Raw genomic sequence first — 13,385 nt, 5'->3', positions numbered from 1 at the left:
CTCTTTATGCTTTTATTCAACCATAAAAAAAGGAGCTTATTTTTAATTTACTATTAGTGAATTCTTAAGGTTTCTTAAGAATTGGTTGGAATCATCACGGTGAATACGGTTGTATCATTACTAGAAGTTGCGGTAATGGTTCCGCCATGGGCCTGTACAATTTCATTAGAAATGGCTAAACCAAGCCCAGCACCTCCTGTTTGGGTAGACCTTGCACTATCTAAGCGGTAAAACTTTTCAAATATCATTTTTAATTTTTCAGGAGGGATCGTCTTCCCTGTATTCGTAAACGAAATAAATGTCTGATTATTTTCGCTTTGCGCACTAATTTCAATTGTACTATTTGGATCACTGTAGGCAATTGCATTTTTTAAAATATTATTAAATACCCTTGCTATTTTATTACCGTCTGCATAGATAGTAATATCTTCATCTAATTTGACGATGACTTTTTGACCCTTTGGTGCCAGCAATGGATAAAACTCGTCAGCCACTTGCATTAACATATGTTGTAAAGGAATAGAATCTTTCTCTAAAATGATGGATTGTAAATTAAACCTGGTTATTTCAAAAAATTCATTGATTAGTTGTTCCAGTCTATAAGATTTATCTAATGTAATCGTCACATATTTTTCTTTCTGCTCTACCGGCATATCCCTCGCTTCATCTAAAAGACTTAAGTAGCCAATAATAGATGTTAAAGGTGTTTTAATATCATGCGCTAAATAGACAACTAAATCATTCTTTCGTTGCTCAGCTTCTTGTGCATCCCTTGCACGCTTTTCTAATTTATATTTCACGTTATTTAATTTTTTCTCCAAAAAATCGAGTTCAGCTGGGAGCTCAATTTCCTTCCCTGACTCATCAGCAAGCATGGTAATACTTGAACTAATTTGATGAAAATATCGGGTAAATCGAGACAAGGCGATATAAAAAATAATCAATAATAATAAAATAAATCCTATCGCAAGCCAAAGTGATTTATTTTGTCGAAATAACACATGATAGGCATTGCTTGCAGCATAATAATCAAGCTGCAAGACATTTTCACAAAAAGCAATAAAAGCATCTGCAAAGGGAGCTTGTAAGACCCCATCAATAAATGCAAAATTAATAAAATAGCCTATGATGCTAGCGATGACAAGTATCGAAATAATTTGTAGAACCATTTTCCTTTTCAGTTTGCCAAACTCATTTTTCAATGGTATACCCCACTCCCCAAACCGTTTTAATATACTTTGGGTTCTCCGCAGCATCCTTCATTTTTTCCCGTAAATGTCGAATGTGAACCATTACCGTGTTATTGCTGCTAAAGTACTTTTCCCCCCAAATTTCTTGGAATAATTGCTCTGAGCTAATAACTGTCCCTCGATTTGCACATAAATACCAAAGAATAGCGAACTCCGTAGGTGTAAGGGATATGGGCCTTTCATTTAAAAAGACTTGTCGTGTGTTTTTATTAATCACCAAGCCAGCAAAATCAATGATATCTTCCTGTTGCTTCGAACCTTGGTTGTAGAAAGTAAATCTTCGTATTTGCGCCTTTACACGAGCAACCAACTCTAATGGACGAAATGGCTTTGTTATATAATCATCTGCTCCCAGAGAAAATCCATTTATTTTATCGATTTCTTCTTCCTTTGCCGTAAGCATTATCACTGGAAAATTCAGTGTTTCTCGGATTTTTCGTAAAATAGTAAACCCATCTATATCAGGCATCATAATATCCAGAACAGCTAAATCTACTTTCTCATGCTCAATACATGCCAAAGCCTCTTGAGCCGTATAAAACTTAAATACATGATAGTTTTCATTTTTTAAGTAAAGTTCTATTAAATCTGCAATTTCCTTTTCATCGTCAACAACTAATATATTCAACTGTATTGCCCTCTCCTTCTCCCCACTTGTTTTCCAATGATTTTTCACAGGCATTATAGCACTTACGCATGACTATATCTATTATTAGGGTAGTTAGATGAAAACATCTTTCCAACTCTACTTTTAATAGGTTTATATTAACAAAATCATAGATAGCCTCATAATGAACTATTACTACATCAAAAATAGGCTTAGGTTATATCCCAAGCCTCGCATTTTCTGGTAATTAATTTGTTGGATTGATTGCTGTAGCAGTAGATTTTCGACTCATATCCTGTGTTACCACTCTACCTGCGTAATATAGCATTTGTTTATTTAATTTATTCTCTTTTACAGCTATACTGGTCGGTTTCACTTTGAGAACAAGCGTTTTGCTCCCTAAAGATGACTGATATTTTTCGATATGCTTTTTTGATAAAGGTGCTTGGTAATAATCTGGTACATATTTATCAAGCATTGCCTGCATAGCAGCAGTAGCTTCATTTAAATCTGTAACAAATTCCACCAAACCATTTGCTACTACACTTATATAAGCCGTATCAGTCTCAGCAGGAATAGGGTCTACCATTGTTCCATAATTTTCACTTATTGTGATACATGCATTCCGATTATTTGTTAGAATATCTATTTTTCTTCCTTCGTTGGCACCATGAAAATAAAAACTTCCGTCTTTGTAAACATAATTTAGCGGAATAACATATGGCATATGTTGATCTACCAAACCAAGAAATGCAGTTTGTGCGCCTTCTAAAAATTGTTTAATTTTTTTTTCATCTGTACAAGCTCTATTTATCATCCGAATATCTGTTACCATTATCATTCCCCCTATCCTCTTCTAAAAAGGAGTCTACAGCAGTATTGCACGTTAAAAAAGGGACAGTTTGATGAAAGGGCATGGGTACAAGGTAAAAATACTAGTTTATCAAAAGCCCATACTATTTTCTTAGAAGTTCTCTAGTTCTACAAATGAATGTCATATATTGAATGATTTATTCTCCAAATTTTCACCTACATCACGATAGAATAGTTTAAGTTGCGCAACAATCATAATGCTAATGACTACAAGTAAGAACCATGAACTGATTTTACCAAAATGAACAATCGACCAAGACACCTCTTGATTCGGATAGGACCATGCTCCAAAGAACGTTGCAATATTTTCAGCAATCCAAATGAAAAAGCCAATCAAAAAGAACGATACAACGATGGGCATTTTAAAGACTTTGTTCCGTACTGTAAATTTTACAACAGTACGATAAAACACAATAAATAGTAGTGCCATTAACAGCCATCTAAAATCATAAATAAAATGGTGTGTGAAAAAATTCAAGTAGATAATGGCTCCAAGTGGAATAGCTACATAACTTTTTGGCCAGCTTACAATTTTTAAATCAAACCTACGCCAAGCTTGGCAAATATAACTTGCTACACTCGCATACATAAATCCGCTATATAAAGGCACACCCCCTATTTTTGTCCACGCCTCTTCAGGATATGACCATGAATTGAAATTCACTTTATATAGTTCGAGCACGAGCCCAATAATGTGAAACAAGCAAATGACTTTTATTTCATCCTTTGTTTCTAAACCAAATTTATACATCAAGTACTGAGTCAATAGACAGATTGCCAGAATAAAGTCATATCTTCCTACCCCAGGTATTTGAATGGCTTTAGAGAGTGCAAGTGTAGCAAATATCACAACAGGAAAAATACAAGATAATGATTGATGATACGTAAAGACTCCTAAGTCTTTAATAAAATTCTTCAACATGAATCCACCTCAAATGAACTTGTTCATAATTAAATTGCTTCTTGTATGAAGAATAAACGATAAATTATCTTATTTCAATATTTATTTATCGAAAAACAATAAATTTTTTCTCTTATTACTGGAACTATTCTTTGTTAAATACGTCTTTGTTGTTGCTTATCTATGAAGAAAAGAGTAGCCATGTAAGTAGCTACTCTTTGATATTAAAGATATATTTTTTGATTTAATTTTAATTGGACTTCTTGTTGGTTTATTTCTAAATTCGTCACTTTTTTCACTTTTAAATAATAAACGATATAACAACCAATGAAGAATGTTCCACCACAGTAGAGTGCTAAACGTTGAGCTGGATCAAAAGCCAAGCTTGCCATAACAATACAGTTCGCTAATAAACCTAAAATAGGGATCACTGGATACAGTGGCGCTTTGAATTTTAAATCCTCTACTTTTCCTCCTTGGCGTATATAGGAGCGTCTAAATGCAATTTGAGATGCTGTAATCGCAATCCAACCAATTTGTGCACCTAAGCCTGCTAGAGATAATAACCACACAAAGACTGTATTAGCAGCAAATACACTTGACAGTAAAGACAGACCTGCTACAGCGAGTGTGATTAGTAATGCATTCATTGGGATACCTCTTTTATTAACTTTCCCTAAAACGGGACTTGCCATCTTTTCGACAGATAGTGAGAACAGCATACGTGTTGCAGCATAAAGACCAGAGTTTGCGACAGATAATAAGGCTGTTAGGATAACAAAATTCATAATATCTGCTGCATATGGAATACCTATGCTATCTAATACGACTACAAATGGACTTTCCACCACACCTGCTTTATCCATTGGTATCATTGCTGCAAGTACAAATACGGATAACACAAAGAAGAACAGCGTACGCCAAACAGTTTGCTTAATAGATTTAGGGATAGTCTTTTCAGGATTTTCACTCTCCCCAGCAGCAATACCAATCAATTCTGTACCCTGGAATGAAAAATTCACGGTAATCATTGTAATAAGCAGTGCTGTTACACCATTAGGAAACAATCCACCCTCATAAAAATGAGTAAGGAATGGGGCGTTTGTTCCATCTTTCATATCGATTAGCCCAAACATAGCTGCTCCACCAACCGCAAGGAACATAATAATTGCCAATATCTTAATGCTGGAGAAGACAAATTCTGCTTCACCAAATGCTTTTGCTGATAAACCATTCAATACAAAGAGTAGTGCTGCAAATATTAGGCACCACATCCATACTGGTGAATCAGGAAACCATCTTTGCATTAGTTGTCCAGCCCCTAAAAACTCAAGAGCAACAGTTACTGCCCAACCTAGCCAGTATAGCCATCCAACGGCAAAACCAGTAGCAGGACCGATAAATTTCGTCGTGTACGTTTGGAATGAACCTGATACCGGCATAGCAACAGACAATTCACCCAAACATAGCATTGTTAAATACATAACTGCTCCGCCTACTAAGTAAGCTAGGATGGCACCAGTTGGCCCAGCTTGGTTAATCGTGTAGCCTGATCCAAGAAAGAAACCAGTTCCAATACATCCGCCAAGTGAAATCATAAATAAGTGTCTTGCTTTCATACTTCTTTTTAATTCATATTGTTCTGCTGCCATAAAAAACTCCTTACATTCATTATCTGTGTAAGCACTTTCTTTTTTTCGTACAAAACAGATAACAATCTAAAATTTGAATGTTAATAGATAAACTGTTTTATATATTTTATGAACTGTCAATTTTCTGACAAAATAAAGGCTATTGAATAGCTAAATTGTATTGTAAACTTACTATAGGGAGAGCTATTTTCTTATAGTTGGTTGTCGCGACCTAATTTTTTAAGAAAAGTTCTTCCTTCTGGGATACAAAATGACTTCTATTCATGGCTTAAAGTAATGTATCGCCAAATAGTGAGCTGATTAAAGCTACCGCAGCAATAGCCGTTTTATTGTATTGATCTAATACAGGGTTTGTCTCAACAAATTCTGCTGAAGTAATAATATTTGCTTCTGACAGCATTTCCATAGCTAAATGACTTTCACGATAGCTAATACCACCTGCTACTGGCGTGCCTACACCTGGTGCATCATTTGGATCCAGTCCATCTAAATCTAATGATAGGTGAACACCGTCTGTGCGCTCCTTTAAATAGTCAATCGTTTCTGACATTACTTTCGTCATTCCTAAACGATCAATTTCATGCATCGTGTATACTTTAATACCAATTTCCTTAATAAGCTTTTTTTCACCAGGATCTAAATCTCGAGCACCAATGATAACAACGTTTTCAGGCTTTACCTTTGGAGCATAGCCTCCGATATTTGTAAGTGCTGGATGTCCAAGGCCCAAGCTTACAGCTAAAGACATGCCATGGATATTTCCTGAAGGAGATGTTTCACCAGTATTTAAATCGCCATGGGCATCATACCAAATGACACCTAGATTCTCATAATGCTTGGAAACTCCTGCTAATGTTCCAATAGCAATACTATGGTCTCCACCTAAAACTAAAGGAAAACGGTTTAAAGAAATTTCATGGTCTACTTTTTGGCCTAGCTTCTCGTTACTTTCTGTGACAGTTTTTAAATTTTTTAAGTTTGTCTTTCCTTCTGCGTCTTTATCTTCGTGTACGAAGTCAATAGTTAAATCCCCTTCGTCGTAAATCGAATAACCAAGTCTCTCAAGTCGTTCAGTTACCCCCGCATATCTGATAGCACTTGGTCCCATGTCTACGCCTCTTCTTGTTTGACCTAAATCCATGGGCACCCCAATAATTGTCACTTCTTTATTCATGATGTTTTCTCCTCTCCAATAATTACTTTCACAGTATAAAGAAATTGCAACATTGACTCAACTCGACATTATTTTAAATTTTTATACAGTTTAAATTATTAAAAACATAGATTTATTCTTGTATAAACGATTGCATAAACGCTATTTCAATGCATAACAAAACATTTTTTTCCTTTTAAGTGCGTATTTTTGTAAAAAATTACTAAACAAAATATTAAAACTGTTCTTTTTTTATAGTTTTTTCCGAAAATTTTGACGGTAATTTTATCTATAAATGCAATATGTTAATAAATATTTTCCAAAATCATTCAATTATTCTTCTTTTTTACGGCAAAAAAAAGCCTTACTACAATAGTAATAAGGCTTTTCAATTGCCTATTTTAATAATCGCACAATACTATTCAAACAGGTTTCTTTATAAAATTTATGTTGTTCTTCTAAATCGCAGGTTAACCACTGAATTAATGAACCATCAATCATTGCCCTCATCATTTTTGCATAGGTTAAGGAATCAATGTCTGAACTAAAGACACCTTCTCTTTTTCCTAATTCAATAATTTCTTGTCCAATTCCCCAGCAATTCTCATAAAATTTTAAGTTAATTCTTTTGTACTCTTCTTTGCTATTTGCCTGAGCTAAAAAGTCTAAATAAACCCTGTAAAATTTTTTATTTTCTATAGGCGATACAAATACAGCATTTAAGTAGGCATGAAGCTTGTCTATAGCTGTTTGATGCTTGCCTATTTCCTGTATTTCATAGCTGTAGATTTTGTTCGTAGTGGATTCAAGTAATTCTAATAAAATGTTTTGTTTGCTTGTAAAGTAGTAATGAACTACCCCTTTTGAGACACTGGCATGATTGGCTATGTCTTGTAGTGTAACCTTATCATAACCTAATTGTGAAACAGCGTTAAAGGCTGCTTTCATAATCTGTTTTTTACGTTCTTCCTCTTTCTTTTTCATAGGAGCCTCCGATGACTTGATAGAAGTTATTATACATGAAGAGTAGCAACAATCCAATTTTATGTTGACCGGTCAGAATAATTTTGATACTGTTTAATGGAATAAAATTATAGGGGGGACGTTTACGATGACGGCAGAAAATTTTAGTGCGTTAGTAGTCAATAAAGATGATGCATTTACAGTGAAAGTGAACAAGTTAACTTTAGAAGATCTACCAAAGGGTGAGGTATTAATTAAAGTTAGTTATTCAGGTATTAATTATAAAGATAGTCTTGCCTCTATTCCTGATGGTAAAATCGTTACGTCTTATCCTTTTGTTCCTGGCATTGATTTAGCTGGGACTGTTGTTTCTTCTGAGGATTCTCGCTTTAAAATTGGTGACGAGGTCATTGCGACTAGCTATGAAATAGGTGTTTCCCATTTTGGTGGCTTTAGTGAATATGCCCGCATCCCAGCGCAATGGATTGTACCGCTTCCAAAAGGACTTTCCCTTAAAGAGGCTATGGTAATTGGTACTGCAGGATTTACAGCTGCATTATCTGTTCAAAAGTTAGAGGAAAATGGTATTCATCCTGAAAAGGGGAAAATTCTTGTGACAGGGGCTACAGGAGGTGTAGGTAGCTTTGCCGTATCTATTCTTTCAACACTGGGTTATCAAGTTGAAGCGAGCACAGGAAAAGAATCTGAACATGAATATTTACAATCACTCGGGGCTACTACAATAGTAAATCGTGAAGAGGTTTATGATGGAAAAATTAAAGCATTAGGCAAACAAAAATGGGCTGCTGCTGTTGATTCTGTTGGTGGAGAGCCACTTGCCTCATTATTAAGCCAAATTCAATATGGTGGGGCTGTTGCATGTAGTGGTTTAACGGCAGGTACACAGCTTCCTACAAGTGTATTTCCCTTCATTTTAAGAGGCGTGAGTTTACTTGGAGTTGATTCTGTTTATTGCCCAATGGACATTCGATTAAACATTTGGCATCGACTAGCGACTGATTTCAAACCAGCAAACCTTAATGATTTTATTCAGCAAGAGGTAACACTACAACAACTTCCTGATGTTTTACCTATTTTACTGAAGGGTCAAGCAAGAGGTAGAATCCTTGTTGCATTATAAGGAGTTTAATTAAGCTTCCTTCTTTATTCTATTTCCCAGAAAATAATTCTAGATGGCGAATAACAACATACAGCTACTACGCAAAGCGAGCGTGGTAGCTTTTTTTATTGTTGACATCTCCCTGACATAAAAGCGCTTTATAGTAGCTCATGAACAACCCACTTGTTTCCTTTAGACAAATTTAGGCAACAAAGCTTGTCTAAATTTGTACTAACAAGCATACCAATAGAGTATGTAGGCAGTATTCTGGGAATTCAATACTATAATTAATACTTTGGAGATGATCGTATGAAGCGAGCACATATTAATGAATTAGCTATTACACGGGCTTTAGCCATTCTAGCTGTTCTTCTTATTCATTCTACTAGTACACCTGTAACGGCTTTATCTAGTGACTCAAAATTATATCCATTTTATGTATTTTTCAATATCTCCCCTAAATTCGCTGTCCCTGCTTTTATTTTTTTAAGTGGCTTTGTATTATTTTACAATTATATACAAAAGGATTTAACAAAGGAGCTTATCATTCATTTTTATAAAAAAAGAGTGACCCAAATACTCATTCCTTATCTCTTTTTTTCTATTTTTTATTATGCAGCGATGCAATTTTATGTGTCACATGATTTAGTAGACACATGGCGTTCTCTATTTAGTATCGAATTTCTAGAAAAACTTTTATTAGGCAAAGCGTATACGCATCTATACTATATTTTTATTATTGTTCAATTCTATCTTATGTTCCCATTATTCCTATATATTTTAAAGAAAAAACCAGCACTATCTCCTTATTTAATTTGGATTGGGTTCGTTCTTCAATGGGTCTTTATTCTATTAAACGCTGAGTTATGGCAGTTTCCCTATAGAGGGAGTATCGCTTTTTCCTATCTCTTTTATTTCTTAGCAGGGGCATTTTTAGGAATTTATTTTGAAAAATACAAAGGATGGCTTCAACTAAAAAAAGAAAATTTTCCTATCAAGATACTTTTTGTGTGGTGCATATGGCTAATTTCTACTATATATAATGTTTATTTATATTACTTTGTTTATACATCACAAACCTATATAGTGAACAGCACAATATTTGAGCTAGTTTTTCAGCTACAATCTTTAACAGCCTGTATTGTCTTATTACAGCTTTCTTTCTGGATCTATGATATATGGAACCATGCTTTTGTAAATGGCTTAATCAATCTAGGAACAGTATCATTTGGCGTCTATCTATTGCATCCATTTTTCCTTTTCCTTTATAGACAATTAAGTACTGGTGGTAATAGTATAATCTATCACCTATGGAGCATTGGTGGCTTTATCTTTGCTCTATTCGTCACATGGATGGTCGTGCTATTGATGGGCAGATTCTTTAAGTACCATTGGATTGCCTTTGGACCTATCCCTAGCAAATTCCCTTACAAATAGCCGTTCAATATGCACAGCCAGTCGTCGATTTGTTTCCGTCAACTGGTGTATATTTAGTTGAGAACCTGTTATTTTGTGCTTACCGTTACTGAAATACTAATGTTTCTTCTGTGGTGCATTATTAAATAAGAAGAAACAAATTAAAAAGACCCTGTGGAAATCTACCAAGGGGTTTCATAGTGTTAAAAAAGCAATCAATAAAAAGTGAAAATGAATTTCCATTGCAGGCTACTTACTTTCCTGTGGGCGAGCGCCGAATTGCTTCCTCCGCTACCACTCCGTTTAGCGTTTTGCCTGTCTTGCTATCCCACGGGAGTCAAGTAGCCCTCCCCTCCCCCACAAAAGTGTTACCTTATTAGCAAAGGTTTACAAATAAAGTGAAGGTTTTATGAAGAGGTGTTATCACGCATCACTTCTCTACATTGAAAATAAAAACCTATCCTTTTTCTAATCATGCAAATCATGGGCTATTTTGATCGCTACTGCTAGTATGAAAAATAAGGAAAAAACACTTTTGCAGAATGGTTGATTGGAGTGGAGCCAGCGTCACTCCTAGGGGATTTAGCGTCTCAGAGGAGACCCTGGAGCGAACACAGCGGCTCATCGGACGCCCTCTGGAAAGGACGCTGGCGGAACGGAAATCAACCTCTCGCCTTGCCTAAAGGTCTTTCTCTCCTATTAGCATGATCCTTATTTAAACACTAAAAAAGCCCTGTGGAAATCTCCACAGGGCTTTTCAATGAACGATTTAATTATTTTGCAATAGAACCGTCTTTTACTTTGTTGTTATTAGCATCAACTAGGTTTGTTGATTTGAATTCAACTACAATGCTGTCTGTTAATGCATAGTCAGCTTTAGTTATCGCAGTAAGTTTACCACCAGCTACTGTAATAGAAGCAAGTTCTACAGTTGATCCTGCAATTTTAACAGTAACACCTGTTGGAGCAGCTTGATCAGCAATATTTTCAGAGAAATCTACTGTAAATGTTTTGCTATCTACTGCAGTTACTTTAGTAGCAACAGGAACAATATTTTCTTTAAGTGCAACTTGAGTTGTCACTTTTCCACCTTTAAGCGTGTTACCTTTTGTATCTACTACATTGCTAGCTTCAAGTACATAATTACCATTAGCTGTGATAGAACCTTCTGGTAAAGTGAATCTTACTTTCTTAGTACCATCTACAAACTGAAGTTGCGTACCTGCAGGAAGTTCTTTTCCTCCAAGTGTGTAGTTAGCAGCATTTGTAGCTGTTGCAGTCACATCTTTAGCATACTCAACTGTGAATACGTTATTGTCAGTTACAACAACTGGAGTAGCGCCGAATACTAATGAATCTGTTGGTGTTTCAGGTGTAGCTTCAAATACGCCTGTTGTTACATTGAAAGTAACAGTATCAGCAGTTACATTGCCAGCTAAATCTGTTACTGCTTTAGCAGATAACTCGAAAGTGTATGTTGAATTGCTATCTAGATCAATGTCAACTTTTACAGTGTTTTTCTCTGCACCCTCGATTTTACCGTTACCATCTACATCGAAACCTGCATCTGCTTTTACTGCTGTTTCTTTTCCAGTAGTGTAAGCAATACCATTTTGTGTTTTAACAGTTAATTTTCCTTCTACTTTTACTGGCTCACTAAAAGTAAGGTATAATGCATCAACGTCTGTAGTAGCATTTACATCATCAGCTACTAACATTTTAGTAGCAGCAGAAACAAGTGTAGCAGGTGTTAAATCTTTTGAAAGAATAGCATTGAACTCAAATGCATCACCTGCATTACCAGCTAAATCTTTTTGTCCTTCTACTTTAATGTTTGTATTAATGAATGTAGCTGTACCTAAAGCAGATTTAGCATCAATAGTGAATACAGTTTTATCCTCTGTATCTTTAATATCAGCATCTGTTAAATAGAATACAGTTGATCCTACTGTTACTTTTGCATATTCTTTAGTCTCTGCATCTGCATTAAGATTTTGTTTCATTAATTCTTCAGAGAAATCAAACGTAATTTCTGTACCATTCACTGCTGTAGAAACAGTTGGTTTTGAATTATCAACGTCTGCTTTCAAAACTGTGAAGTTAACTGCGATAGGATTTGCGATATTATTAGCGAAGTCAGTTGCACCAACAATGTCTACTTTGTAAGATTGTTCTGCTGTTAATCCAGTAATTGTTAATTTCTTGCCAGATAAAGTATAGCGCTCTTTTGATAGTTCTGTACCATTTAAGCTGATTGTTCCTTCACTTTGTACTGGCTCGTCGAAAGTGATAACAGCTGTAGTACCTTTAGCTTCTACAGAATTAACGCTTACAGGAGTCGTATCTGCAAATGTGATTAATTTGTTGAACTCTTCAGTTAAAACTTTAGCATCCGCTTTTGTTTTAATTGGTTTTACAGTTACTTTACCATTTGTTAATTTTACTTCTTTATCAGTTGTTAACGTAACTGTCATACCGTCTTCAGATACTATTGCGTTAGTGATTGCTACACCTTCAACAGCATATTTTGTTGTGATTGCTGCATCTTTTGCATCAACAGCTGTGTTGAATTTCACTTCAAGTTCTTTTGCATTAAGTCCTTTTACAGCTTCTACAGCTGGTGTTACTTCTTGAACTGCATCAATCGTACGTTTTACCATTGTAGCGAATTCTTCGCGGCTAATTTTATCTTGTGGTGCTAATAAAGAGCCTTTACCATTGATTACACCATTTTCTACAGCTGTTTCTAAGTAAGATACAGCCCATTTAGAAGCTTTAGAAGCATCTGCAAATTGGCTAAGATCTGCTTTACCTGTTAATTGGTAGCCTTGAACGATGACTTTAGCAGCTTGTTCTCTTGTTAATTGAGCTTTAGGCTCAAATTTACCATTGCCCATACCATCAAATAATTCTGGTGAAGTTGCAAGTACTGCATTATAGAACCAATCATTTTCACTAACATCAGAAAAATCTTCAGTACCAGTAGCTTTTAAATCTAATGCTTTTGATAAAATTTCAGCCGCTTCTGCACGAGTAAGTGTACCAGCTGGGTTGAAGTTTCCTTTTTCATCGCCTTGGATGTAGCCTTTATCAGTTAAAAATTGAACAGCTTCTTTTGCCCAAGATGAAATGCTAGCTGCATCTTGAAATTCCGCAGCTGATGCTACTGGTACGATTGCTGATGCTACAAGTGCTGCTGTAGCTGTAGTTGCGAAAAATTTACGACCTTTGTTTTGTTTTGTCATAGTATATTCCTCCAGAATTTTAATAAATTATATTATTCTGTGAGAACAATATTATCGCGCTATTTAATTATAAAATTATAAAAATATGTATAAATCGTTCCCACAAATAATAATTCAACCAATTATATGTAAAGCAATCTTCTAAATTTTTCATGATTAAATATCCCAATCAAACTGTAATTTGCTTTACAAGACAATAATATAA

The 13,385-nt window shown here is 35.2% G+C and carries 10 protein-coding genes; 2 read left to right on the top strand and 8 right to left on the bottom strand.

Translation table 11 applies throughout. From position 1 onward, the window contains the following. Positions 1-74: 74 nt before the first annotated feature. From VK91_RS00050 to VK91_RS00020, 7 genes are all read right to left on the bottom strand, one after another. Positions 75-1,256 carry a cell wall metabolism sensor histidine kinase WalK gene (locus VK91_RS00050; protein ID WP_048389673.1) on the bottom strand — a complete coding sequence of 394 codons (1,182 nt, stop codon included), beginning with the start codon at positions 1,254-1,256 and terminating at the stop codon, positions 75-77. Continuing rightward, positions 1,192-1,884 (bottom strand): VanR-ABDEGLN family response regulator transcription factor, encoded by a 693-nt coding sequence (gene vanR / locus VK91_RS00045; protein WP_167444827.1) that lies wholly within the window; start codon positions 1,882-1,884, stop codon positions 1,192-1,194. Before vanR ends, VK91_RS00050 begins: the two co-directional genes overlap by 65 nt. Positions 1,885-2,104: 220 nt before the next feature. After that, a complete protein-coding gene (locus VK91_RS00040) occupies positions 2,105-2,692 on the bottom strand; it encodes a pyridoxamine 5'-phosphate oxidase family protein (protein WP_048389670.1) in 588 nt (195 codons plus the stop codon). A gap of 159 nt (positions 2,693-2,851) precedes the next feature. Further along, complete coding sequence (locus VK91_RS00035) at positions 2,852-3,652, bottom strand: DUF817 domain-containing protein (protein ID WP_048389668.1); 801 nt, start codon at positions 3,650-3,652, stop codon at positions 2,852-2,854. A 203-nt stretch (positions 3,653-3,855) separates the two neighbouring features. Continuing rightward, positions 3,856-5,283, bottom strand: coding sequence for an amino acid permease (locus VK91_RS00030; RefSeq protein WP_048389667.1), 1,428 nt, complete (start codon positions 5,281-5,283; stop codon positions 3,856-3,858). Positions 5,284-5,551: 268 nt separating this feature from the next. After that, positions 5,552-6,457, bottom strand: coding sequence for an arginase (gene rocF, locus VK91_RS00025; protein ID WP_048389666.1), 906 nt, complete (start codon positions 6,455-6,457; stop codon positions 5,552-5,554). A 375-nt stretch (positions 6,458-6,832) separates the two neighbouring features. Next, a complete protein-coding gene (locus VK91_RS00020) occupies positions 6,833-7,420 on the bottom strand; it encodes a TetR/AcrR family transcriptional regulator (protein WP_048389665.1) in 588 nt (195 codons plus the stop codon). Between the two features lie 127 nt (positions 7,421-7,547). On the opposite strand from VK91_RS00020, the gene VK91_RS00015 reads away from it, so the two are divergent. Further along, positions 7,548-8,540 carry an acryloyl-CoA reductase gene (locus tag VK91_RS00015; protein ID WP_048389661.1) on the top strand — a complete coding sequence of 331 codons (993 nt, stop codon included), beginning with the start codon at positions 7,548-7,550 and terminating at the stop codon, positions 8,538-8,540. 288 nt (positions 8,541-8,828) lie between these two features. Further along, complete coding sequence (locus VK91_RS00010) at positions 8,829-9,956, top strand: acyltransferase (RefSeq protein WP_048389659.1); 1,128 nt, start codon at positions 8,829-8,831, stop codon at positions 9,954-9,956. 752 nt (positions 9,957-10,708) lie between these two features. Here VK91_RS00010 and VK91_RS00005 read toward each other — a convergent pair. Continuing rightward, positions 10,709-13,180 (bottom strand): S-layer homology domain-containing protein, encoded by a 2,472-nt coding sequence (locus VK91_RS00005; RefSeq protein ID WP_048389657.1) that lies wholly within the window; start codon positions 13,178-13,180, stop codon positions 10,709-10,711. Between the last annotated feature and the right edge of the window lie 205 nt (positions 13,181-13,385).

Source organism: Lysinibacillus sp. LK3 (assembly GCF_001043675.1).
GTDB classification, from domain to species: Bacteria; Bacillota; Bacilli; order Bacillales_A; family Planococcaceae; genus Lysinibacillus; species Lysinibacillus capsici.
The sequence above is the reverse complement of the archived record's forward strand: the minus strand, read 5'-3'. Positions and strand labels throughout refer to the sequence as shown.

What these genes read in the sequence shown, in the direction of transcription:
- VK91_RS00050 (WP_048389673.1), bottom strand. Translation starts at nt 1,256, where the DNA reads ATGCTGCGGAGAACCCAAAGTATATTAAAACGGTTTGGGGAGTGGGGT.
- VK91_RS00040 (WP_048389670.1), bottom strand. Translation starts at nt 2,692, where the DNA reads ATGGTAACAGATATTCGGATGATAAATAGAGCTTGTACAGATGAAAAA.
- VK91_RS00035 (WP_048389668.1), bottom strand. Translation starts at nt 3,652, where the DNA reads ATGTTGAAGAATTTTATTAAAGACTTAGGAGTCTTTACGTATCATCAA.
- VK91_RS00030 (WP_048389667.1), bottom strand. Translation starts at nt 5,283, where the DNA reads ATGGCAGCAGAACAATATGAATTAAAAAGAAGTATGAAAGCAAGACAC.
- rocF (WP_048389666.1), bottom strand. Translation starts at nt 6,457, where the DNA reads ATGAATAAAGAAGTGACAATTATTGGGGTGCCCATGGATTTAGGTCAA.
- VK91_RS00020 (WP_048389665.1), bottom strand. Translation starts at nt 7,420, where the DNA reads ATGAAAAAGAAAGAGGAAGAACGTAAAAAACAGATTATGAAAGCAGCC.
- VK91_RS00015 (WP_048389661.1), top strand. Translation starts at nt 7,548, where the DNA reads ATGACGGCAGAAAATTTTAGTGCGTTAGTAGTCAATAAAGATGATGCA.
- VK91_RS00010 (WP_048389659.1), top strand. Translation starts at nt 8,829, where the DNA reads ATGAAGCGAGCACATATTAATGAATTAGCTATTACACGGGCTTTAGCC.
- VK91_RS00005 (WP_048389657.1), bottom strand. Translation starts at nt 13,180, where the DNA reads ATGACAAAACAAAACAAAGGTCGTAAATTTTTCGCAACTACAGCTACA.